General features: G+C 70.0%; 24 protein-coding genes. 14 read left to right on the top strand and 10 right to left on the bottom strand.

The features are described 5' to 3' along the window. Positions 1-18 precede the first annotated feature (18 nt). Positions 19-432, top strand: coding sequence for an NUDIX hydrolase (locus tag ABZ478_RS14755; protein ID WP_359548909.1), 414 nt, complete (start codon positions 19-21; stop codon positions 430-432). A gap of 55 nt (positions 433-487) precedes the next feature. Here ABZ478_RS14755 and ABZ478_RS14760 read toward each other — a convergent pair whose 3' ends face one another. Next, positions 488-661 carry a hypothetical protein gene (locus ABZ478_RS14760; RefSeq protein WP_359548911.1) on the bottom strand — a complete coding sequence of 58 codons (174 nt, stop codon included), beginning with the start codon at positions 659-661 and terminating at the stop codon, positions 488-490. A 100-nt stretch (positions 662-761) separates the two neighbouring features. Between ABZ478_RS14760 and ABZ478_RS14765 the strand changes: the two genes are divergently transcribed. Both ABZ478_RS14765 and ABZ478_RS14770 read left to right on the top strand, forming a co-directional pair. After that, positions 762-1655: a hypothetical protein gene (locus ABZ478_RS14765; RefSeq protein WP_359548912.1), complete on the top strand. Its 894-nt coding sequence runs from the start codon at positions 762-764 to the stop codon at positions 1653-1655. Positions 1656-1747: 92 nt separating this feature from the next. Then, the gene (locus ABZ478_RS14770; protein ID WP_359548914.1) at positions 1748-1945 is read left to right on the top strand and encodes a hypothetical protein; all 198 of its coding nucleotides are present in this window, start codon (positions 1748-1750) and stop codon (positions 1943-1945) included. A 19-nt stretch (positions 1946-1964) separates the two neighbouring features. Here ABZ478_RS14770 and ABZ478_RS14775 read toward each other — a convergent pair whose 3' ends face one another. Next, positions 1965-2270, bottom strand: a complete 306-nt coding sequence (locus ABZ478_RS14775; RefSeq protein ID WP_358937174.1) for a metal-sensitive transcriptional regulator — start codon at positions 2268-2270, stop codon at positions 1965-1967. A 206-nt stretch (positions 2271-2476) separates the two neighbouring features. On the opposite strand from ABZ478_RS14775, the gene ABZ478_RS14780 reads away from it, so the two are divergent. Both ABZ478_RS14780 and ABZ478_RS14785 read left to right on the top strand, forming a co-directional pair. Next, a complete protein-coding gene (locus tag ABZ478_RS14780; protein WP_351666163.1) occupies positions 2477-3097 on the top strand; it encodes a DUF47 family protein in 621 nt (206 codons plus the stop codon). Positions 3098-3104: 7 nt separating this feature from the next. After that, positions 3105-4103: an inorganic phosphate transporter gene (locus ABZ478_RS14785; RefSeq protein ID WP_358937177.1), complete on the top strand. Its 999-nt coding sequence runs from the start codon at positions 3105-3107 to the stop codon at positions 4101-4103. Positions 4104-4214: 111 nt separating this feature from the next. Here ABZ478_RS14785 and pstB read toward each other — a convergent pair whose 3' ends face one another. From pstB to pstS, 4 genes are all read right to left on the bottom strand, one after another. Beyond that, the gene (gene pstB / locus ABZ478_RS14790) at positions 4215-4991 is read right to left on the bottom strand and encodes a phosphate ABC transporter ATP-binding protein PstB (protein WP_351666167.1); all 777 of its coding nucleotides are present in this window, start codon (positions 4989-4991) and stop codon (positions 4215-4217) included. Positions 4992-5056: 65 nt separating this feature from the next. Next, positions 5057-6112 (bottom strand): phosphate ABC transporter permease PstA, encoded by a 1056-nt coding sequence (gene pstA, locus ABZ478_RS14795; RefSeq protein ID WP_359548918.1) that lies wholly within the window; start codon positions 6110-6112, stop codon positions 5057-5059. Then, positions 6109-7116: a phosphate ABC transporter permease subunit PstC gene (gene pstC, locus ABZ478_RS14800; protein ID WP_359548920.1), complete on the bottom strand. Its 1008-nt coding sequence runs from the start codon at positions 7114-7116 to the stop codon at positions 6109-6111. Before pstC ends, pstA begins: the two co-directional genes overlap by 4 nt. A 136-nt stretch (positions 7117-7252) precedes the next feature. After that, positions 7253-8380 carry a phosphate ABC transporter substrate-binding protein PstS gene (pstS, locus tag ABZ478_RS14805; RefSeq protein ID WP_359549000.1) on the bottom strand — a complete coding sequence of 376 codons (1128 nt, stop codon included), beginning with the start codon at positions 8378-8380 and terminating at the stop codon, positions 7253-7255. 324 nt (positions 8381-8704) lie between these two features. On the opposite strand from pstS, the gene ABZ478_RS14810 reads away from it, so the two are divergent. The 3 genes from ABZ478_RS14810 (at position 8705) to ABZ478_RS14820 (ending at position 11394) form a co-directional block, all read left to right on the top strand. Then, positions 8705-10276, top strand: a complete 1572-nt coding sequence (locus ABZ478_RS14810) for an FAD-binding oxidoreductase (RefSeq protein WP_359548923.1) — start codon at positions 8705-8707, stop codon at positions 10274-10276. Between the two features lie 93 nt (positions 10277-10369). Beyond that, entirely contained in the window at positions 10370-11125 is a 756-nt protein-coding gene (locus tag ABZ478_RS14815) for a hypothetical protein (RefSeq protein ID WP_359548925.1), read from the top strand. Further along, positions 11122-11394 carry a helix-turn-helix transcriptional regulator gene (locus ABZ478_RS14820; RefSeq protein WP_359548928.1) on the top strand — a complete coding sequence of 91 codons (273 nt, stop codon included), beginning with the start codon at positions 11122-11124 and terminating at the stop codon, positions 11392-11394. Before ABZ478_RS14815 ends, ABZ478_RS14820 begins: the two co-directional genes overlap by 4 nt. A gap of 18 nt (positions 11395-11412) precedes the next feature. On the opposite strand, the gene ABZ478_RS14825 is transcribed toward ABZ478_RS14820, so the two are convergent. From ABZ478_RS14825 to ABZ478_RS14840, 4 genes are all read right to left on the bottom strand, one after another. Beyond that, positions 11413-11919 (bottom strand): RICIN domain-containing protein, encoded by a 507-nt coding sequence (locus tag ABZ478_RS14825; RefSeq protein ID WP_359548930.1) that lies wholly within the window; start codon positions 11917-11919, stop codon positions 11413-11415. Between the two features lie 136 nt (positions 11920-12055). Then, entirely contained in the window at positions 12056-12757 is a 702-nt protein-coding gene (locus ABZ478_RS14830) for a phosphatase PAP2 family protein (protein ID WP_359548931.1), read from the bottom strand. Between the two features lie 230 nt (positions 12758-12987). Next, entirely contained in the window at positions 12988-14007 is a 1020-nt protein-coding gene (locus ABZ478_RS14835) for a bifunctional lytic transglycosylase/C40 family peptidase (RefSeq protein ID WP_359548934.1), read from the bottom strand. A gap of 93 nt (positions 14008-14100) precedes the next feature. Next, positions 14101-14880, bottom strand: a complete 780-nt coding sequence (locus ABZ478_RS14840) for a trypsin-like peptidase domain-containing protein (RefSeq protein WP_359548937.1) — start codon at positions 14878-14880, stop codon at positions 14101-14103. 259 nt (positions 14881-15139) lie between these two features. Between ABZ478_RS14840 and ABZ478_RS14845 the strand changes: the two genes are divergently transcribed. From ABZ478_RS14845 to ABZ478_RS14870, 6 genes are all read left to right on the top strand, one after another. After that, the gene (locus tag ABZ478_RS14845) at positions 15140-15568 is read left to right on the top strand and encodes a copper-binding protein (RefSeq protein ID WP_359548940.1); all 429 of its coding nucleotides are present in this window, start codon (positions 15140-15142) and stop codon (positions 15566-15568) included. A 287-nt stretch (positions 15569-15855) separates the two neighbouring features. Further along, positions 15856-16164 carry a hypothetical protein gene (locus ABZ478_RS14850; protein ID WP_014673544.1) on the top strand — a complete coding sequence of 103 codons (309 nt, stop codon included), beginning with the start codon at positions 15856-15858 and terminating at the stop codon, positions 16162-16164. Between the two features lie 168 nt (positions 16165-16332). Further along, positions 16333-17154 carry a hypothetical protein gene (locus ABZ478_RS14855; protein ID WP_359548942.1) on the top strand — a complete coding sequence of 274 codons (822 nt, stop codon included), beginning with the start codon at positions 16333-16335 and terminating at the stop codon, positions 17152-17154. Then, entirely contained in the window at positions 17144-18472 is a 1329-nt protein-coding gene (locus ABZ478_RS14860) for a hypothetical protein (RefSeq protein WP_359548944.1), read from the top strand. The genes ABZ478_RS14855 and ABZ478_RS14860 overlap by 11 nt, the downstream gene beginning before the upstream one ends. Continuing rightward, complete coding sequence (locus ABZ478_RS14865) at positions 18469-20025, top strand: SCO6880 family protein (protein WP_359548947.1); 1557 nt, start codon at positions 18469-18471, stop codon at positions 20023-20025. Before ABZ478_RS14860 ends, ABZ478_RS14865 begins: the two co-directional genes overlap by 4 nt. A gap of 14 nt (positions 20026-20039) precedes the next feature. Beyond that, on the top strand, positions 20040-21452 hold the full coding sequence (locus ABZ478_RS14870; protein ID WP_359548950.1) for an ATP-binding protein: 1413 nt from the start codon (positions 20040-20042) through the stop codon (positions 21450-21452). Positions 21453-21465 lie beyond the last annotated feature (13 nt).

Genomic DNA, 21465 nt, shown 5'->3' on the forward strand with positions numbered 1-21465 from the left:
CCCCCGCGAGGAGGCGGTGTGAACGACACCACGGTCCAGGCGGCCGGCTGCGTCCTGTGGCGCCGCTCGCCGGCGGCCGGCGGTCTGGAACTCTGCCTGGTCCACCGGCCCAAGTACGACGACTGGTCCCACCCGAAGGGCAAGCTGAAGCGGGGCGAGGACGCGCTCACGGGCGCCCTGCGCGAGGTCGCGGAGGAGACCGGGTACACGGCCGAGCCCGGGTCCGAGCTGCCGACCCTGAGCTATCTGGCCAACGGCCGTCCCAAAAGAGTGCGTTACTGGGCGGCCGAGGCCACCGCGGGAGCCTTCGCGCCGAACGACGAGGTGGACCGGATCCTGTGGCTCTCCCCCGCACAGGCCCGCCACCGGCTGACCCAGCCCCGCGACCGCGACCTCGTCGACGCCCTCACCCGGCGCTTCGAGCACCGCTGACGGGGCAGGCCGGGAGGGGACGGCCGAGAAGGCCGGGACCGCCGGGACGGCCGCTTCACTCCGCCTCCGCGTGTGCCTGGGCGTCCGCTCTGGCGAGGCTGCGGGCCCGGCGGGCCGGGCCGCGCCAGCCGCAGCTGCAGCGGGCCACGCAGAAGCGGCCCTGCTCGGTCGTCGTCGTGAGGTGTTCCTGCCCCTGCCGGGCTCGCCCCGGCCCGTCCTGCTGCACCACGGTGACAACGGTACGGCAGCGCGTGACGGTGCTCCCTACCGGTCGTTAACCGGGAAGACAGGGGGCCCGTGACGGACCTACCGGCTGGGGGTTTCACGCGATGGATCGGCGGCAGTACAGGCGAGCGGGAAGGACCGCCCTCGCGGTCGGAGTCATGCTCGGACTAGGGGCGGCCGCCACCGGGTGCACCGGTGACCGGGCCGCCGCCGAGGGTGCGCACGGCGCCGGCGGTGACCCGGTGGCCGTGCTGCGGCGGGCCGCCGACACCCTGCGCGACACGGGCAGCTCCAAGGCCACCACGTCCATGGAGATGGCGACCGGCGGCACCCGGGTCACCATCCGCGGCCGGGGCGGCTACGACTTCCGGCGCCGGCTCGGAGAGCTGACCGTGGTGCTCCCGGAGGACCCGGCGGGCACCTCCGAGCACCGGCCCATCACCGAGCTCCTCGCACCCGGTGCCCTGTTCATGAAGAACCGGGGCGCGGGCGTGCCCGCCGACAAGTGGGTACGGGTGGAGACCGCGGGCCTGTCCGACGGCAACCTCGTCACCGGCGGCGCCACCGACCCGTACGCGGCGGCGGAGGTGCTGCGCGGGACGCGCACGGCGACGTACGAGGGGAAGACCGAGCTGGACGGGACCCCGGTGCGGCACTACCGGGGCACGGCCGACCTGTCCCGCGCGTCGGCGAACGCCTCGGCGGACAACCGGGCGTCCCTGGCCGCGGCCGCGAAGGGGTTCGCCACGGCGGAGGTGCCGTTCGACGTCTACCTGGACGACCAGGGTCGCATCCGCAAGCTGCGCCAGCGCTTCAGCTTCGTCAACGGCCTCGAGAAGACGCCGGTGGCGGTCGCCTCGACCACGCTGCTGTTCGGGTTCGGCACCCCCGTCGACGTGCGGCTGCCCAGCCCGGCGGACATCTACGCGGGCCGTATCGCCGAGAGCGGGGCCGGCGGGAGCGCGGGCGCCGGGGGCGAGATCCAGTCAGGGCACTAGTCAGTGACGCACCTGCCGAACTAGCCCGTCCGTGCCATGCGCGGTGTGTGGAGCGCTGCCTACTCTAGGAAGTCGGTGACGGCAGAGACGAGGTGACGCACGTGGCTCCGCTCGGCGGTACGGCAGTTCAGGACCACGTGGCCCTCGACGAGATCGAACTGTGCGGAGAGCTGATCATCGCCGCCTCGGCCGCCGAGGACCGGCTGAGCCTGGAGAGCATCGACGCGGTGCTGCGGGTGGCCGAGGAGCGGAAACCCGCCGATCGCCACCGGAGCCGGGACCGGCTCTGAGACCTGCGGCGGGCCCGGCTCAGGTGCGCAGCAGCCGGCCGATCGCCTTCGTCGCCTCGTCCACCTTGGCCTCGATCTCGTCGCCGCCCTTGACGGCCGCGTCCGCCACACAGTGCCGCAGGTGCTCCTCCAGCAGTTGCAGGGCGAAGGACTGCAGGGCCTTGGTGGAGGCGGACACCTGGGTGAGTATGTCGATGCAGTACGTGTCCTCGTCGACCATGCGCTGCAGGCCGCGGATCTGGCCCTCGATGCGGCGCAGCCGCTTGAGGTGCTCGTCCTTCTGCTTGTGGTAGCCGTGCGTGGCGCCGGCCTCGGTCGTCGTCATCACGGGCCTCCATGTCGGGACGTGCTGCGGATACATACCCCTACTGGGTATATGGTAACGAATTTCGCGGGGTAGAGGGCCCTTGGTACGCCCCCGTGCTGATCGATCCGAACGATGGGCGACACTGGGAGACGGCCCGATAGCCGTGGCCGGATGTTGCGCCTAGCATCAGCCTGACCGAAACCGAAGCACCTAGAGGACCCCAAGTGCGCTTTCGTCTGACCCCCAGGGAGACGAGCTTCTACGACATGTTCGCCGCGTCCGCGGACAACATCGTCACCGGCTCGAAGCTCCTGATGGAACTGCTCGGGGCGGACGCTTCCGCCCGGGCCGAGATCGCAGAGCGTATGCGGGCCGCGGAACACGCAGGTGACGACGCCACGCACGCGATCTTCCACCAGCTGAACTCCTCGTTCATCACGCCCTTCGACCGTGAGGACATCTACACCCTCGCCGGGTCCCTGGACGACATCATGGACTTCATGGAGGAGGCCGTCGACCTGGTCGTCCTCTACAACGTCGAGGAACTGCCGAAGGGCGTCGAGCAGCAGATCGAGGTGCTGGCCAGGGCGGCCGAGCTGACCGCGGAGGCGATGCCGAACCTCCGCACGATGGACAACCTCACCGAGTACTGGATCGAGGTCAACCGGCTCGAGAACCAGGCCGACCAGATCCACCGCAAGCTGCTGGCCCACCTCTTCAACGGCAAGTACGACGCCATCGAGGTGCTGAAGCTGAAGCAGATCGTGGATGTGCTCGAGGAGGCGGCGGACGCGTTCGAGCACGTGGCGAACACGGTGGAGACCATCGCCGTCAAGGAGTCCTGAGGCGTCGATGGACACCTTCGCCCTGATCGTGACCGTCGCGGTCGCGCTCTTCTTCACGTACACGAACGGCTTCCACGACTCCGCGAACGCGATCGCGACCTCGGTCTCGACGCGCGCGCTGACCCCGCGGGCGGCGCTCGCCATGGCCGCGGTGATGAACCTCGCCGGTGCCTTCCTCGGCTCCGGGGTCGCCAAGACCGTCAGCGAGGGCCTGATCGAGACACCGCAGGGCTCCAAGGGGATGGCCATCCTCTTCGCGGCCCTGGTCGGCGCCATCGTCTGGAACCTGCTGACCTGGTACTTCGGCCTGCCCTCGTCGTCCTCGCACGCCCTCTTCGGCGGCATGGTGGGCGCGGCCCTCGCGGGCGGCACCGAGGTGCTCTGGAACGGCGTCCTGGACAAGGTCGTCATCCCGATGTTCCTCTCGCCGGTCGTCGGCCTGATCGTCGGCTACCTGGTGATGACGGCCATCCTGTGGCTGTTCCGCCGGTCCAACCCGCACAAGGCCAAGCGGGGCTTCCGTATAGCGCAGACGGTGTCGGCGGCCGCGATGGCACTCGGGCACGGTCTGCAGGACGCCCAGAAGACCATGGGTGTCGTGGTGCTGGCCCTGGTCATCTCGGGCCACGAGACCTTCGGCGACCCGATCCCGGTCTGGGTCAAGATCGTCTGCGCCGTGATGCTGTCCCTGGGCACGTACGCCGGCGGCTGGCGGATCATGCGCACGCTCGGCCGCAAGATCATCGAGCTCGACCCGCCGCAGGGGTTCGCGGCCGAGGCGACGGGCGCGTCGATCATGTTCACCACGGCGTTCCTCTTCAAGGCGCCGATCTCCACCACCCATGTCATCACCTCGGCGATCATGGGCGTGGGCGCGACGAAGCGGGTGAACGCGGTGCGCTGGGGCGTGGCCAAGAACATCGTCCTGGGCTGGTTCATCACCATGCCGGCGGCGGCCCTGGTCGCCGCGGCGGCCTTCGGGATCGTGAACCTGACCGTCCTCTAGCGGGCCGGACAGCCCTGCGGACGCGACTGGGCCCGCCCCCGGGATTCCGGGGGCGGGCCCTTTTGCGTCCTCGCGGTGGCACCGCCATGCAGCACCGCGAGGGGATCTGGATTACCCGAAGCGCCCGGAGATGTAGTCCTCCGTGGCCTGTACCGACGGGTTGGAGAAGATCCGCTCGGTGTCGTCGATCTCGATCAGCCGTCCGGGCTGGCCGACCGCCGCCAGGTTGAAGAACGCCGTACGGTCCGACACCCGGGCCGCCTGCTGCATGTTGTGCGTCACGATGACGATCGTGAAGCGCTCCTTCAGCTCACCGATCAGGTCCTCGATGGCGAGCGTGGAGATCGGGTCCAGGGCCGAGCACGGCTCGTCCATCAGCAGCACCTTCGGCTCCACGGCGATCGCCCGCGCGATGCAGAGCCGCTGCTGCTGGCCGCCGGACAGGCCGGAGCCGGGCTTGTTCAGCCGGTCCTTGACCTCGTTCCAGAGGTTCGCGCCCTTCAGCGACTTCTCCACGATGTCGCCGAGCTCGGACTTCCTGTAGCTGCCGTTCAGCCGCAGCCCCGCCGCCACGTTGTCGAAGATCGACATCGTCGGGAACGGATTCGGCCGCTGGAACACCATGCCGACCTCGCGCCGCACCGACACCGGGTCGATCCCGGCGCCGTACAGGTCCTCGTCGTCCAGCAGCACCTTGCCCTCGACACGGCCGCCGGACGTCACCTCGTGCATCCGGTTCAGCGTGCGCAGGAACGTCGACTTGCCGCAGCCGGACGGCCCGATGAACGCCGTCACCGAGCGCGGCTCGACCGTCATCGAGATGTCCTCGATCGCCTTGTGGGAGCCGTAGTAAGCGGTGAGTCCGCTCACGTCGATTCGCTTGGCCATAACTACTTCACTTCCAGTAGGTCGCTGAGGGGGTCGCCGCGCGGCGGTAGCCGCAAATCGATGCCTTAGCGACCGGTCTTCGGGGCCTTCCAGCGGGCGATGCCCCGGGCCACCATGTTGAGGATCATCACGAAGGCGATCAGCGTGAGCGAGGCCGCCCACGCGCGGTCGTGCGCCGCGTCGTTGCCCGCGCCGTACTGCTGGTAGATGTACAGCGGCAGCGACGACTGCGCGCCCTCGAAGGGGTTGTTGTTGATGAACGGGTTGCCGAACACCAGCAGCAGCACCGGCGCGGTCTCGCCCGCGATACGGGCGACGGCGAGCATGACGCCGGTGGTGATGCCGCCGATCGAGGTCGGCAGGACCACCTTCAGGATGGTGCGCCACTTGGGCACGCCCAGCGCCAGCGACGCCTCGCGCAGCTCGTTCGGGACGAGCTTGAGCATCTCCTCGGTGGAACGGACCACGACCGGCATCATCAGGATGGCCAGGGCCAGCGAGCCGGCGAAGCCGAAGGGCTGCATCTCGAAGATCAGCATCAGGCTGAGGATGAACAGGCCCGCGACGATCGAGGGGATGCCGGTCATCACGTCGACGAAGAAGGTGACGGACTTGGCGAGCCTGCCGCGCCCGTACTCCACCAGGTAGATCGCGGTGAGGATGCCGATCGGCGCGCCGATCACGGTGGCGAGACCGACCTGCTCCAGGCTGCCGATGATGGCGGCGTAGATGCCGCCGCCCGGCTCGGAATCGGCGACGACCCCCATGGAGTGGGTCAGGAAGTAGAGGTCGAGGACCTTCACACCGCGCACCACGGTCACCCAGATCAGGGAGACCAGCGGGACGACGGCGAGCAGGAAGGCGACCCAGACGAGCGAGGTCGCGACGCGGTCCTTCGCCTGGCGGCGGCCCTCGACGCGGGCGGCGATGCCGAACGTGCCGAGGATGAACAGGATCGCGGCGATCAGGCCCCACTGGACCTTGCTGTCCAGGCCGGCGGCGAGGCCGATGCCCACCGCGACCACGAGGGACCCGGCGGCGATGGCCCAGGGGGACCACTTCGGCAGGCTCGCGCCGCGCAGCGAACTGGCGCGCTTGTCGGCGAGGCTGGCGGTGCTCATGCGTTGGCCCCCGAGTACTCCTTGCGGCGGGCGATGATCGCGCGGGCCGCACCGTTGACCAGCAGGGTGATGACGAACAGGACCAGACCGGAGGCGATCAGCGCGTCACGGCCGTCCTGCGTCGCCTCGCTGAACTTGCTGGCGATGTTCTGGGCGAAGGTGCCGCCGCCCGGGTCGAGCAGGCTGGCCTGGATGTCGAAGGTCGGGGAGAGCACGGTGGCGACGGCCATGGTCTCGCCGAGGGCGCGGCCGAGGCCGAGCATCGAGGCGGAGATCACGCCGGAGCGGCCGAAGGGCAGCACCGACATGCGGATGACCTCCCAGCGCGTGGCGCCGAGGGCCAGCGCGGCCTCCTCGTGCATCTGCGGGACCTGCCGGAAGACCTCACGGCTCACGTTGGTGATGATCGGCAGGATCATGATCGCGAGCAGCAGGCCGACGGTGAACATCGAGCGCGGTGCGCCGCCCTGCCAGTCGAAGACGCCGGTCCAGCCCAGGTACTTGTCCAGCCAGCCGTAGAGGCCGGTCATGTGCGGTACGAGGACCAGCGCGCCCCACAGGCCGTACACGATGGACGGCACGGCGGCGAGCAGGTCGATCACGTACGCGACCGGGCCGGCCAGCCTGCGCGGCGCGTAGTGCGTGATGAACAGCGCGATGGCGACCGAGACCGGGACCGCGATGACCATGGCGACGATCGAGGAGACGACCGTACCGAAGGCCAGCACCGCGATGCCGAACACCGGCGGGGTGAGGTTGGTGTTCCACTCGAAGGTGGTCAGGAAGTTGCCGTGGTCCTTGCTGATCGCGAGCGAGGCGCGGTAGGTGAGGAAGACCGCGATCGCGGCCATGATCACCAGCAGCAGGATGCCCGAGCCACGGGACAGGCCGAGGAAGACGCGGTCACCGGGGCGGGTCGCGCCACGGGCGCTGCGCGCCTGCTCGGTCAGGGTCGGCTCGGGACTTGGGGGAAGTGCGTCGGTTGTGTGCGTCGATATGTCCATCGGGTTCTCCGGTCTGCGGAGCCGCCCCGACGGGCGGCTCGGTGGAGCCGTACGCCCGTCGGGGGGCGGTGCGGCTCCGGGCGGCGGTGCACCGGACGGTGCGGTCCGGCCCCGCGGGGGCCGGACCGCACTCGGGTCAGCTCAGGCCCTCGATGGTGGTGCGGACCTTGGCGATGATCTCGTCGGGGACGGGCGCGTAGTCGATGCCCGAGAGGACCTTCTGGCCGTCCTCGCTGGCGATGTAGCGCAGGAAGGCCTTGGTGGCGGGCAGGCTGTCCGCCTTGTTGCCCTTGTCGCAGACGATCTCGTACGTGACCAGGGTGATCGGGTACGCGCCCTCGGCCTTGGTCTTGTAGTCGAGCTGCAGCGACAGGTCCTTGCCGGTGCCGACGACCTTGGCGGCCGCGATGTCGGCGGTGGCGGACTCGGTGGACGGGGCGACCGGCTTGCTGGCGCCCGTGTCGATGGAGACGGCCTTGATGCCGTCCGAGACGTAGGACAGCTCGAAGTAGCCGATGGCGCCGGAGGTCTGCTTGACCTGCTGGGCCACACCCGCGGACTGCGGAGCGGACTGGCCGCCCTTGGCCTGCCAGGCCTTGCCGCCGGAGTACTTCCAGTTGTCCGGGGTGGTGGCGATCAGGTACTTGGTGAAGTTGTCCGTGGTGCCGGACTCGTCCGAGCGGTGGAACGGCTGGATCTTGAGGTCGGGAAGCTTCGCCGACGGGTTCAGCTTCTTGATCGCCGCGTCGTTCCAGTTGGTGATCTTGCTGTCGAAGATCTTGGCGAGGGTCGGCGCGTCCAGGACCAGGTTGTCCACACCGGGGACGTTGAAGCCGACGGCGATCGGGCCGCCGACCATCGGCAGGTCGATGCCCTGGCCGCCGGAGCAGACCTTCTTGGAGGCGGTGACCTCTTCCGGCTTCAGCGCGGAGTCGGAGCCGGCGAAGGCGACCTGGCCCTGCGTGAACGCGGTGACACCGGCGCCGGAGCCGCCGCCCTTGTAGTTGATCTGCACGCCGCAGGCCTGCGAGAAGCTCTTCACCCAGGCGTCGATCGCGTTCTTCTGCGCGGAGGAGCCGTCGGCGAGGAGCTGGCCCTTGGCGCCGTCGCACTTGATCGAGCTGGCGCTGGTCGACGACGAAGAGCCGTCCGTCGTCTTCTTGCCCGTGTCGTCGGAGCCGCACGCCGTCAGGGCCAGGGCGCCGGAGACGGCGACAGCACCGAGGGAGAGGGCGCGCAGCCGGTTCTTGCGCTGAAGCTTCACTTTCGGGAGTTCCTTCCAGGAGCCGCCGCAGTCGGCGGCGTGCGAAGACATCGAAGGTGCGTGAGCCGCGTTCATGGCCGCCTCGAGCACCGCGTAAGGCCGAAATTAGGCAGAACAGGTGAAGCCGCCGATGGCCGGAAGTGAACGAGGGGTGAACCCCTGCCGTCGGCCCGGTGAGGTCACGGAATGCTCACGGGGAGAGCACGTGGAGGTTCCGACATCCCACTCCCGCGGACACTCCCTCGATGTTCTTCCTCGTGCGACGGGAACCCGTGTGCGCATGGCGTCGTCTCGTTCCAGGAGAGCCGAGGAAGGGCGACGGACATGGAACGGCGTACGTTCATCACGGGTGGCACGGCCGCGCTGGCCACCACCGCGCTGGCCGGCTGCAGTTCCGGCACGGACCCCTCCGCGCGGTCCTCGGCGCGGTCCTCGGCGCGGTCCTTCTCATCGTCCGGTACGGCACTGAAGACCACCAGCCAGGCCGCCGCCGCGAACTGGGCGGCCCTCGCCCGCGACCTGGACGGCCCCCTGGTGCGCCCCGGGGACGCGAGCTGGACGACGGCCCACCAGCTCTACAACACCCGCTTCGACGGCCTGAAACCCGCCGCCGTGGCCTACGTCGCCCACACCGACGACATCCGTACCACGCTGGCGTACGCCAGGGCGCACGGCATACGCGTGTCGATACGCAACGGCGGCCACTCCTACGCGGGCTACTCCTCCGGCGACAACCGTCTCGTCCTCGACGTCTCCCGGCTGAACCGGATCCGGGTGAGCGGCGGGCAGGCGGTGGTAGGCGCCGGCTCCAAACTGATCGACGTGTACCGCGGGCTGGCCGCGAAGGGCGTGACCATACCCGCCGGTTCCTGCCCCACCGTCGGCGTCTCCGGCCTGGTCCTCGGCGGCGGCCACGGAGTCGCCTCCCGCGCCTACGGCCTGACCTGCGACAGCCTCACCCGGGCGACGCTCGTCACCGCCGACGGCACCCAGGTCACGGCCGACGCGCACAACCACTCCGACCTGTTCTGGGCGCTGCGCGGCGCGGGCAACGGCAACTTCGGCGTCGTCACCGAGCTGCACTTCAAGACCCATCCGGCGCCGCAGGCGGTGACGGCGTACATGACGTGGCCCTGGTCCAAGGCGGCCGCGGTCGTCAAGGCCTGGCAGGAGTGGGGCCCCTCCCAGCCGGACGAGATCTGGTCCTCCCTGCACCTGGCCTGCTCACCGGGCCGCACCCCCACCGTCTCGGTGGCCTGCTTCTCCCTCGGCACCTACGGCGAGCTGCAGAACGCCGTGGACCGCCTGGCCCACAAGGCCGGCGCGAACGCCTCCTCCGTCTCGCTGCGCCGCCGGGGCTACGAGGAGGCCATGGAGATCTACGCCGGCTGCTCCTCCTTCTCCTCCGACGCCCAGTGCCACCTGCCCGGCTCCACCCCGGGCCGCTCCTCCCAGGGCAGGCTGGGCCGCGAGACCTACGCGGCCCGCTCCGACTTCTTCGACCGCTCGCTGTCCGCCGCGGGCATCCAGACCCTGCTCAGGCAGATCGGCTCCGTCCGCGGCGGCGCGGGCAGCATCGCGTTCACCGCGCTCGGCGGCGCGGTCAACCGGGTCTCCCCCACGGCGACGGCCTTCGTCCACCGCCGCTCCCGGATGCTGGCGCAGTACATCGCCTCCTGGAGCGCGGGCGCCTCCGGCGGCACGGCGCAGTCGTGGCTGACGTCGGCTCACACGGCCATGGCGCCCCACGCCTCCGGCGCGGCCTACCAGAACTACACGGACCCCACCTTGAAGAACTGGCGCAAGGCCTACTACGGGGACGCGGCGACACGGCTGAGCACCGTGAAGAAGCAGTACGACCCGGACCGCTTCTTCTCCTACGCGCAGGGGCTGTAAAGGACCGCGTACCGTCGCCGGCCGCGTGGAAGCATCCCGACGGGAAGACTGTGCGGGACGGCCGGCTCGGGACCGGCGGCCTGGGAGGGGATCGTGGAGAAGGTCTTCGACAGCGAGGACTTTCCCGCGCGGGACGCTCTTGCCGCGTGGGCCGAGGTCACTCGCCACGCGGTGATGCCCACGGCCTTCCGGCTGGTGGACATCGACACCTTCGACGGCTGGTTCAAGACGATGCCGCTGGGCCCGGCGCAGGTCTCGGCCATGTCGTACTCGTCGTTCTGCACCCTGCGGACACCACACCTGATCCGCGCGTCCGACCCGGAGTGCCTGCAGATCGCGCTTCCCCGCTCCGGCTCCCACGTGCTCGAACAGAACCGGTGCCAGGTCCCGGCCGGACCGGGACAGTTACTGGTCTTCGACAGCTCGCGCCCCTTCCAGGGCTACGCCGACGGCGAGGCCCTGCTCATCCAGCTCCCCCGCGCGCTGCTTCCCCTGCCTGCCCACCGCGTCGAGCGGCTCATGACCCGGGCCCTCCCCGGCGACGAGGGGATCGGACGGCTGCTGGCGACGTTCCTGACCCACCTGGCGGAGGGCGACACCGGCTGCACCCCCAGGACGCCGCACGGCTCGGGACCGTCGGCCTCGACCTGGTCACCGTCGTCCTCGCCCATCACCTGGACCGCGAGAGCGATGTCCCGGCCGACACCCGGCAGCGGGCCCTGTTCCTGCGCGTCACCTCGTTCGTCCAGCGTCACCTGGGCGACCCCGCGCTCAGCACGGACGGCATCGCCGCGGCCCACCACATGTCGGTCCGCTCGCTGCACCGGCTGTTCCAGCGGCACGGCGTGAGCGTCCGGTCCTGGATACGCGCCCAGCGCTTGGAGCGCTGCCGCCGGGACCTGGCCGATCCGATGAAGTGTCACCTGTCCATCGCCGCCGTCGCGAACCGGTGGGGATTCCCCCGCCCCGCCGACTTCACCCGCGCCTTCCGCACCCTGCACGGCATCACGCCCAGCGACTACCGCGACCGGGCGCACTCCCGCCGGCCGGACAGCGGCCCGCCCGGGCGGCCGGGGGCCGGGACGACGACGCCCCGGCCCCCGGACCACCACGGTTGAGGAAGCCTGCTCCGCCGCTCAGGACCGCTTCCAGAGCTGGGTGCTTCCCGTAGTCGAATTGCAGGTGCCCTGGACGACCGGGGTCCCCTTCGCCGTCGAGTTGCCGCGTGTCCCGACGCACTTCCGCGACTTGGCGTTGACGATCAGATAGATGCTCCCGCGGATGTAGTGCACCCGCCACAGCTGCGAGTGGTCCCTCGTGCTCGTGCACCCGCCCCAGGCCAGCGCAGCACCGCCGGCGGTGGACGAACCCGCGACACCCAGGCACTTGCCGTTGAGGGGGCTCCTCAACTTCACGTACTTCACGCCGCCGACGTTGGTCGCCGCGTACGACTTCCAGTAGGTGCGCGCGCCGCAGTCCATCAGGTTGACGGTGCTCTGGCTGGAGTGCATGCCCAGGCAGTAGCCGGAGCGGTAGTTCTTGTGCCGAAACGCGGAGGCGGCCTCGGCCTGACTGGTCGACGTCAGCGTCAGGACCGCCGCCGTCAGGGCGGCCGCTACGGGCAGGGCGTGCCGTTTGCTCATCTGGTTCCCCCAGGTTCGTCCGCTGGTGCTGTTCCGGCAACCGATCGTCGCCGGGCGCACCACGGAACGCCTTAGCAGAGAGTGCCAGGGCCTACGCCCGGAGTGCCGGCTGGCGACCGGCGACGCGCGGTACCGGTCACGCCGCGAGATCCCGCTCCTGGGACTTCAGCGAGTCACGGGAACCGGGAAGCAGGGCATTGCGCTGCTCCTCCGCGGACCGGCTCCGTACGATCCAACCCGCCCGCGGCGACCGCTCGACCGCCTTCATCAGCGGCGTCAGCAGCGCCATGGCCAGGGGTGACAGCAGCAGCGCGACCGCCGTGCCCAGCGCGAATCCGCCGACGACGTCCGTCGGGTAGTGCACGCCCATGTAGACCCGGCAGAACCCCTCCAGCAGCGCCAACCCGATGCCGGCCAGGCCGAAGCGGCGGTTGGCCACGAACAGCCCGACCCCGAGCGCCATGGTGATCGTCGCGTGGTCGCTGACGAAGGAGAAGTCCGTCTTCCCGGAGACGAGGACGTCCAGCCCCCGATGGTCCACGAAGGGCCGCGGCCGCTCGACGAACCCCCGTATCGGCACGTTCACCAGAACCGCGATGCCGGCCGCCAACGGGGCCCACACCAGCGCCGAGACGGAGGAGGCCGCCTCCTCGCCGCCCCGCCGCCGCACGGACCACCAGCACCACAGCACGAGCAGCACCATGGCCACCAGCAGCCCGTACTCACCCACGAACTCCATGACCCGGTCGAACCAGTGCGGCGCGTCCTTGGCCAGGCCATTGATGTCGTACAGCAGGTCGACGTCGGGGTTCGATCCGGATTCGGCGAGTACAGCCATGGTGCTGTGGCCCCTTCGTCGTAGTCCCGGACGCACCTCGTGTGCGTCGCTCCGGCTCCCCGTGGTTCATAGATCCGCATCCGCCGCACTGCCGTACTGACGTCCGCTCGGCTACGTCAACAGGAACGCACGGCCCCCATCAGAACGTTCCACTCTCCACCGAATGATCACGCAGACGTTATCGAAGAGAGACTCATCTCCGCAGCTCAGGGGGCAGGTTCACGCTCGGTTCAGACGTTGGTGGGGAGTGCTTTTGCGCCATCTTCGGTCACCCGGGTGGCGCCGAAATAGTCGGGGGTGTCGATCGGGTCGAACCGGATCACGGCCCCCGTCCTCGGCGCGTCGATCATGTAGCCGCCGCCGACGTAGACACCCACGTGCCGGATGGCCCGCGAGTCGGTGAGGTCGTCGGAGAAGAAGACCAGGTCGCCCGGCATCAGCTCGTCCCGCGAGGGGTGCGGACCGGCGTTGTACTGGTCGTTGGCGACCCGGGGCAGGGTGATGCCGACCTTCTCGTACGCGGCCTTGGTCAGACCCGAGCAGTCGAAGCGTCCTCCCTGGTCGGCGGTGCCGGTGCCGCCCCAGAGATAGGGCGTGCCGAGCTTGCTCTGGGCGAAGGCGATGGCACCCGCGGCCTGCCGGCTCGGGTCGAGCCGGGCGACCGGCGCGGCGAAGCTCTCCTCCAGGCTGCGGATCCGCTTGACGTAGTTCTGCGTCTCGCTGATGGCCGGTACCCCGCCCGACCTTATGACGCGGTAGGCGCCCGCGTTGTAGGCGGCGAGCATGTTGTCGGAGACGTTCCCGGGAACGTCCTTGACGTACTTGGCGAGTTCGCAGTCGTACGAAGCGGCCGACGGAATCGCGTCATTCGGGTCCCAGATGTCGCGCTTGCCGTCGCCGTTGCCGTCGATGCCGTGGGTCGCCCAGGTGCTCGGGATGAACTGGGCGATGCCGCGCGCGTCCGCCGGGCTGACGACGGTCGGGTTCCAGCCGCTCTCCTGGTAGAGCTGGGCGGCCAGCAGCGCGGGGCTCAGCGCGGGGCACAGGTTGCCCCACTGCTGCACGAGCTGCTTGTAGGCGGCCGGTACGGCGCCCTTGGCGAGTCCGCGGCTGCCCGTGGCGACGTTGTTGACGAGGTTTCCGGCGACCACGTACACCCCGACGACGAGCAGCATGACGAAGCCCATGCCGAGCCCGACCGCCGCACCACCGAGCACCCATACCTTACGCACGGTGCAACTCTCCCCCATGTCGGACCGGTTCCAGTCATCATCGGCCCGAAGTGGCGCCATTTCACAGGGGAACGGCGGGAACGACGAAAGTGCGCGGGGGCTGACGCGTCCTCAGAACGCCTGCGTCGCCTCGCGGTACAGCTCCGCGGCCTGCCCGCGCAGCACGACGCTGTACGAGACGTCGGCCGTGCTCCCACCCTTCTCGTACCCGCCGAGCACCCCGACGACCTGACCGTCGCCGTCGGTCCACGGGCTGCCGCTGGTGCCGCCCGCGAAGTCGGGGCAGTCGATGCGCTGCTGGGTACGGCTCTGCCGGCCCGGCCTGTTGGTGCAGCTGACGGGCGCCTCGCGGGAGTCGGGATAGCCGGTCAGCGTCACGGCGGTGGCACCGGTGGCCACCCCGGCCCGGAACCGGCCGGCCCCGACCACCTCCTCGATCCGCCTGCCGCCGAGCGCGTCCAGGCGCACCAGGGCCACGTCGCTGTCCTCCTCCTGCCCCTTCGCCCATCCGTCCGGGACGAACCGCTTCCTCACCCTCCACACCCCGTACGGCGCCTTCCCGTCCCGGTACCCCGGCACGAACACCAGGTCGCCGTCGGCGCCGTCCACGCAGTGGGCCGCGGTGACGATCAGATCGCGCTGCGGGCTGTGCACGACCGAGGCGGTGCAGAAGTGCCCGCCGGCCGGTGCGCCGGTCCGGTCGGCCCCGAAGAGCGCGCCCACCCGAGCGGTCCGCGCCGTCCAGGCGGCCTCGGCCGTGACCCCGAGCGGCCCCGGCCCGTCGTCGGCGGCCGCGACGGAGGCGGAGGTCAGCGCGAGCAGCACCACGGCACCGAGGAGCGCGGGCCGCGAGGTGAACCGGGCACGGGCGGTGCGAGAGCTGCGCTTCATCAGGCCCCCACTCTCCGCCACGAGCTGAGAAAGCCGTCCCGACCACACCGAAACTCTTCCCGCGGGACCTCCCGGAGAGGCCACACGACCGCGTCCACCGTACTGTCCCGCCGCCACTCCCGCCTCCCGAGCCGTCACACCAGGTGACCACTCCCCCCCACCCGCGGCAGAACCCGGCCGCGGCAAACCCTGGCGCGCACTCGCCCGTATACAGCCATGGACGGATGGACGGCCTTTCACCCGGAAGGGGATGAGCCGGATGACACCCACGGCACACAGGTCCCTCACGCCACTCGGCGCCACGGCGGCGGCGTGCGCGGCCGCGCTCCTCCTCGCCGCCTGCTCCGGCGGGGCCGGCGGCCGGGCGAGCGGCCCTACGGCGAGCCACTCCGCGACCGGGGCCGCCCCGGGGACCCGGGTGACGGTCACCGAGACCGAGTACGCGCTGAAGCTGTCCCGGTCGTCGTTCGCACCGGGCACCTACACCTTCGTCTCCGACAACCACGGCAGGATCACGCACGCCCTGTCGATCGACGGCCCCGGCGTGGAGGACGCCAGGACCGGAAACCTCCGCAGCGGCCAGGAGGGCACGCTGACGGTGCACCTCAAGAAGGGCACGTACGACCTGTACTGCCCGGTCGACGGCCACAAGCAGCTCGGGATGGACCAGCACATCGAGGTCGGCTGATCCGGCGTGAGAACATCGTGTCGACGCCTCACCCGACCAGCCGTCAGGAACCGTGCGGAGTCGTAGAAGGGGTCAACGACGGAACCACACGACAGGTTCCGCTCCGGCGTCGTTGCCCGGCGTGACCTGCCGTGATACACAGAGTGACCATACGGCTCATTCGTACGAAACCCTCCAGCCAATGACGTCAAGTCGACATACGACCGCGGCGTTGTCGGCGAGAATGGACCTGACCTCTGCACACCGCAGGGGGCTTGCGGAACTACCCACCAGGGGCGGTGACTTACATGCTCTTTGCGGCCGACAAGGGAGACATCAACACCATCATCGGCGGGATCGCTCCGGACTGGGGCCCGTTCGGCAGCCTGGGCAACGAGGCCAAGGTGATGATCGAGGTGGTCATGGCCGTGGCCATTCTGCTCTGCCTGGGCATCGCGGTCTGGGGAGCGGCCAAACAGCGGATCGGCGCGACAGCCCTGCGGGACACCTTCAGCGCGGAACAGGGCAAGGGCCTCATCATCGCGGGCCTCACCGGGGTGTTCATCATCGGCTCGCTCGGCACACTGTTCACGATCGTGTACGGCATGGCGGTCTGACACCCCCTCCACCGCCGGGCCGGCCCGGCCGTCCCCTCCACCCCACCCACCCGTCGTGCCCACCGGCTGAGGTTGCGTTTCCCTGATGTCGAGTCACCACACCGCGCCCGCGCGGGAACCAGCACGGCTACCGTCGTATGTCTACGACGTGGAGGGGGCCTACCCGGCATGAGTCCCGGAGACGAGCAGGGTTACACCGAGACGGGCCAGACCCGTACCCGCCTGCCCGGCGGCGACCCCTACGGCGGCGCGCCCCGCAGAACGGGCCGCTCCTCCTCCCGGGGCCTGATCACGGTCGTCGGCGTGGTTGTCCTCCTCATCGCGGCGATCGCCTTCGCGAACCGGGGAGACGGTTCCTCGACGGACGGCTCCGCCGACAAGGGAGACCGTCCGAAGGCCGCGTCCACGGCGGCGAGCGGCACCAAGCCGGTCGACACCAAGTCCGCCGGCATCGCCTCGGGCTTCGCCCACACGGAGCAGGGGGCGCAGAGCGCTGCCGCCAACTACGCGGTGGCGCTGGGGTCGGCGGAGATGTTCAACTCCGGGTGGCGGCACCAGATCGTCAGCCTGGTCTACGCCCCGGACGTGGCGGCGGCCAAGCAGTCCGACATGGACAGTGCCTACAGCAGCGAGAAGTTCCTCGCCAACATCGGCCTGGCCAAGGACGGCTCCGCTCCCAAGGGCCAGACGTTCGTCTCACGGGTCATCCCCGTCGGCACCAAGGTCACGTCGTCGGGCACTGACACCATGGCGGTCGAGGTCTGGTACACCTCGCTGTTCGGCCTCTCCGGCGAAGGCTCGACCAACCCGGTGACCGAGAGTTGGTACACCACGACGTACGAGCTGAAGTGGATGAACAACGACTGGAAGGTCACCGACTTCCAGCAGAAGGACGGACCCGTTCCCGTGGGCCGCGATCAGACGGCTTCCACCGCCGACGACATGACGAAGGCCGTCGAGGAGTACGGAGGGTTCACGTATGCGCGCTAACCACCGCGTCCTCAGGATCACGGCGGTTCTCGGAGCCGTGCAGACGGCCACGGTGCTGCTGGCTTCCCGCGCCGTCGCCGCGCCCACGCCTAAGCCCTCGAAGAGCGACGATGCCTGCGACCTGATCCGTGGCGCCGCCAAACAGTTCTGCGAGAAGGACAGGGGCAGCTCCAAAAAGGGCCTCACCACCCCCGACAACCCCCTCACCTCCACCCTCGACCCCCTCTCCTCCCTCGGTAAGGGCTGTGCGGACGCCGCGTCGTGGACCATCGGCAAGCTCAGTGACGCCGTGAAGGAGACCGCGAACGTCGACTTCACGAACACCAAGTTCCTGCAGCAGTACGCCGTGGTCTTCGCGGCCTCCACGATCCTCACGCTGCTGCTGTGGCTGCTGGCCGTCGCCAAGCGGGCCGTGCGCGGCGTGCCGCTGACCACCGCCATCTCGGAGGCCGTCGGCTTCCTGTGGCTGACGGTGCTGGCCTCCGCCTTCACCCCGCTGATCCTTTACACCGTCGTCTCCGCGGCCGACGGCGTCACGGACGTCCTCGCCAAGGCGACCGGCGACCAGACCGACACGTTCTTCGGCACCTTCTCCGGCGCCCTCGACAAGGGCGACGACATCGGCGGCGGACCGATCATGCTGATCGTCGTCTCCCTGGTCAGCATCCTCGCCGCCGGCATCCTCTGGCTCGAGCTGGTCATCCGCGCCGCCCTGCTCTACGTCGGCGCCCTGCTCGGCACCGTCGTCTATGCCGGCCTGGTCGACAAGAACCTGTGGGGGCACGTGCGACGCTGGGCCGGGATCATGATCGCCGTCATCCTGGTCAAGCCCGTCATCGTCATCGTGCTCGGCCTGGCCGGCGCACTGGCCGGCGACAACGGCCCCGACGCCTTCTCCGCCGTCGTCTCCGGCCTCGCCATCATCCTGCTCGCCATCTTCGCCAGCGCGATGATCTACCGCTTCGTCCCCGGCTTCGGCGACGAGATCGCCGGCTCCCGCAGCAACCGCATCATGCAGGGCGCGGAGGGCAAGGCCGCCGCGGTGATCAGCTCCCCGGCCACCATGGTCGCCCAGGGCATCAAGACACACAGCGCCCGCGCCGACAACAACGGCTCGGGCAGCGGATCCGGCGGGGCCCGACCCGCCAACCCCGTCTCCGGCGGCGTCGCCGCCCACAGCACCCGTACCGCGCAGGGCGGCGGCGGAGCAGTCCCCTCCGCCGCGCCCGCACCGCGCGCGCCCAGCCCGGTCAACACCCCGCACGCCGGCAACACACGCAACAGCAGCAGCAACCGCTCAGGAGGTGACGGGCGTTGACGACCGAGTCCCACATGTCCCATCCGGTCACGCCCCGCCGTACGTATCTGATCGGCCGCGCCCGGCCGAACGCGATCATCGGCCGGAACCGCGAGTCCGGCGAGATCGCGCTGATCGTCGCCGGCGCGTTCCTCGGCATGATGTGCGGCCTCCTCGTCCCCGTCCTGTCCCTGCGGATCGTGCTGCTGACGGGCTTCCCGCTGCTCGCGCTCGCCGCGGTCTACGTGCCGTACAAGCGCCGCACGTTCTACAAGTGGTTCGAGATCAACCGCTCGTACAAGCGCACCGTCAAGCGCGGCACCACCTACCGCTCCGGTGTGGTCGAGGCGGGCACCCGGCTGGACGGGCGGGAGGTCGAGGTCGGGCCGCCGCCCGGCATCGGGCGGATCACCTGGCTCGCCGCGCCGTTCGGACCCGACGAGATCGCCGTGCTGCTGCACGCCGACCGCAAGACCGTCACCGCCGCGATCGAGATCGAGGGCCCCGGCGTCGGCCTGCGCGACTCCGAGGACCAGGAGGCCCTCGTCGACCGCTTCGGCACGCTGCTCAAGCACGTCGCCAACGGCGACGGCTTCGTCACCCGGCTGCAGATGCTCGCCCGCACCCTGCCCGCCGACCCCGACGCCCACGCCAAGGACGTCACGCTGCGCGGCGACGACAAGGCACCCGACTGGCTGTCCGGGTCCTACGACCAGCTCCAGTCCATGGTGTCCACCAGCAGCGAGCAGCACCGCGCCTACCTCGTCGCCTGCATGCACTACGGCCGCGAACTGGCCGCCGAGGCGCACGCCATGGCCCGGGCCGCCCGCGCGCACGGCGGCAAGGTCGACCGGGACGCCGGGCTCGCCGTGGTCATGGCCCGCGAACTGACCGACATCTGCTCCCGGCTGCAGGAGGCCGACATCCGTGTCCGCCAGCCCCTCGGGCAGGGCAGACTCGCCTCCCTCATCCACTCCATGTACGACCCGGACCACCCCATCGACCACATCCAGGCGATGACCCAGCGCAACGCCTGGCCGGCCGAACTCGACGCCATGGAGCCCACCTACCTCCAGGCCAAGACCCGCGAGTCCGCCACCCGCGCCCCCTGGTGCCACGCCACCGCCTGGGTGAAGGAGTGGCCGATGACCCCCGTCGGCGTCAACTTCCTCGCGCCCCTGCTCGTCCACACCCCGGACGTCATCCGGACGGTCGCCGTGACGATGGACCTCGAGCCCACCGAGGTGGCCATCGAACGCATGCTGACCGAGAAGACCAACGACGAGGCCGAGGCCTCCCGCGCCGCCAAGATGAACCGCACCGTCGACCCGCGCGACATCGCCGCCCACAACCGCCTGGACCAGCGAGGAGAAGACCTCGCCAGCGGCGCGGCCGGAGTCAACCTGGTCGGCTACATCACCGTCTCCGCCCGGTCCCCCGAGGCCCTCAACCGCGACAAACGGACCATAAGGGCCTCCGCGGGAAAGTCGTACCTGAAGCTGGAGTGGTGCGACCGCGAGCACCACCGGGCCTTCGTGAACACACTTCCCTTCGCCACCGGCATTCGAAGGTAGGGGCTGATGCGCTGATGCGGGACCCGCTGTCCGTCCTCACGGAAGCCTTCACGTCCTTCCTGTTCGGAAAGGTCGAGACGACCCGGCTGCCGGTGCGCACCTCCACGGGCCAGGCCCAGGCGGTCTACCTGCCCACCGCCGCGCCCGGCCTCGGCGATTCGGGCGTCATCATCGGCCGCGAGGTGTACTCCGGGAAGGGCTACATCTACGACCCCTTCCAGCTCTACGGCCAGCAGCTGCCGGCCCCCCACTGGCTGGTGCTCGGCGAGTCCGGCAACGGCAAGTCGGCCCTGGAGAAGACGTACGTCCTCAGGCAGCTCCGCTTCAAGGACCGCCAGGTCGTCGTCCTGGACGCCCAGGGCGAGGACGGCGTCGGCGAATGGAACCTGATCGCGGAGGAGCTGGGCATAACTCCCATCCGCCTGGACCCGACCGCCGCCCTGAACCACGGCATCCGGCTGAACCCCCTGGACCCCTCGATCACCACGACGGGCCAGCTCGCGCTGCTGCGCACCATCATCGAGGTCGCGATGGGGCACGGCCTGGACGAGCGCTCCGGCTTCGCCCTCAAGGTCGCCCACTCCTACGTCAACGAGTCCATCGTCGACCGCCAGCCGGTCCTCACCGACATCGTGGAGCAACTGCGGCACCCGGAGCCGGAGTCCGCGGAGGCGATGAACGTCGCCATAGACGACGTACGGGCGTGGGGCCTGGACGTCGCCCTGGTCCTGGACCGGCTGGTCGACGGTGACCTGCGCGGCATGTTCGACGGCCCGACCACGGTCGGCATCGACCTGGACGCCCCGCTGATCGTGTTCGACCTGTCCCACATCGACCGCAACTCCATCGCCATGCCGATCCTGATGGCGATCGTCGGCGTGTGGCTGGAGCACACCTGGATCCGCCCCGACCGCAAGAAGCGCATCTTCCTCGTGGAAGAGGCCTGGCACATCATCAACAGCCCGTTCGTCGCGCAGCTCTTCCAGCGGCTGCTGAAGTTCGGGCGCCGGCTCGGCCTGTCCTTCGTGGCGGTCGTCCACCACCTGTCCGACGTGGTGGACGGCGCGGCGGCGAAGGAGGCGGCGGCGATCCTGAAGATGGCGTCGACCAGGACCATCTACGCCCAGAAGGCCGACGAGGCGAGAGCGACGGGCCGGGTCCTCGGCCTGCCGCGCTGGGCGGTCGAGATCATCCCCTCCCTCACCCCGGGCATCGCCGTCTGGGACGTCAACGGCAACGTCCAGGTGGTCAAACACCTCGTCACGGAGACCGAACGCCCGCTGGTCTTCACCGACCGCGCGATGACCGAGTCCTCCAGCGACCGGGCGGCCGACGACGCCCTGCGCGCCGCCGAACTGGAGGCCGAGCAGCGCGCGGCGGCCTTCGTGGAGCAGCACCTGGGCGACTCGGAATCGACGGTGGCGTAGGGGGAGGCAAGGA

Source organism: Streptomyces sp. NPDC005706 (assembly GCF_040631045.1).
In the GTDB taxonomy this organism is placed as follows: domain Bacteria; phylum Actinomycetota; class Actinomycetes; order Streptomycetales; family Streptomycetaceae; genus Streptomyces.

What these genes read in the sequence shown, in the direction of transcription:
- ABZ478_RS14765 (WP_359548912.1), top strand. Translation starts at nt 762, where the DNA reads ATGGATCGGCGGCAGTACAGGCGAGCGGGAAGGACCGCCCTCGCGGTC.
- ABZ478_RS14775 (WP_358937174.1), bottom strand. Translation starts at nt 2,270, where the DNA reads ATGACGACGACCGAGGCCGGCGCCACGCACGGCTACCACAAGCAGAAG.
- ABZ478_RS14785 (WP_358937177.1), top strand. Translation starts at nt 3,105, where the DNA reads ATGGACACCTTCGCCCTGATCGTGACCGTCGCGGTCGCGCTCTTCTTC.
- pstB (WP_351666167.1), bottom strand. Translation starts at nt 4,991, where the DNA reads ATGGCCAAGCGAATCGACGTGAGCGGACTCACCGCTTACTACGGCTCC.
- pstA (WP_359548918.1), bottom strand. Translation starts at nt 6,112, where the DNA reads ATGAGCACCGCCAGCCTCGCCGACAAGCGCGCCAGTTCGCTGCGCGGC.
- pstC (WP_359548920.1), bottom strand. Translation starts at nt 7,116, where the DNA reads ATGGACATATCGACGCACACAACCGACGCACTTCCCCCAAGTCCCGAG.
- ABZ478_RS14810 (WP_359548923.1), top strand. Translation starts at nt 8,705, where the DNA reads ATGGAACGGCGTACGTTCATCACGGGTGGCACGGCCGCGCTGGCCACC.
- ABZ478_RS14825 (WP_359548930.1), bottom strand. Translation starts at nt 11,919, where the DNA reads ATGAGCAAACGGCACGCCCTGCCCGTAGCGGCCGCCCTGACGGCGGCG.
- ABZ478_RS14830 (WP_359548931.1), bottom strand. Translation starts at nt 12,757, where the DNA reads ATGGCTGTACTCGCCGAATCCGGATCGAACCCCGACGTCGACCTGCTG.
- ABZ478_RS14835 (WP_359548934.1), bottom strand. Translation starts at nt 14,007, where the DNA reads ATGGGGGAGAGTTGCACCGTGCGTAAGGTATGGGTGCTCGGTGGTGCG.
- ABZ478_RS14840 (WP_359548937.1), bottom strand. Translation starts at nt 14,880, where the DNA reads ATGAAGCGCAGCTCTCGCACCGCCCGTGCCCGGTTCACCTCGCGGCCC.
- ABZ478_RS14845 (WP_359548940.1), top strand. Translation starts at nt 15,140, where the DNA reads ATGACACCCACGGCACACAGGTCCCTCACGCCACTCGGCGCCACGGCG.
- ABZ478_RS14850 (WP_014673544.1), top strand. Translation starts at nt 15,856, where the DNA reads ATGCTCTTTGCGGCCGACAAGGGAGACATCAACACCATCATCGGCGGG.
- ABZ478_RS14855 (WP_359548942.1), top strand. Translation starts at nt 16,333, where the DNA reads ATGAGTCCCGGAGACGAGCAGGGTTACACCGAGACGGGCCAGACCCGT.
- ABZ478_RS14860 (WP_359548944.1), top strand. Translation starts at nt 17,144, where the DNA reads ATGCGCGCTAACCACCGCGTCCTCAGGATCACGGCGGTTCTCGGAGCC.
- ABZ478_RS14870 (WP_359548950.1), top strand. Translation starts at nt 20,040, where the DNA reads ATGCGGGACCCGCTGTCCGTCCTCACGGAAGCCTTCACGTCCTTCCTG.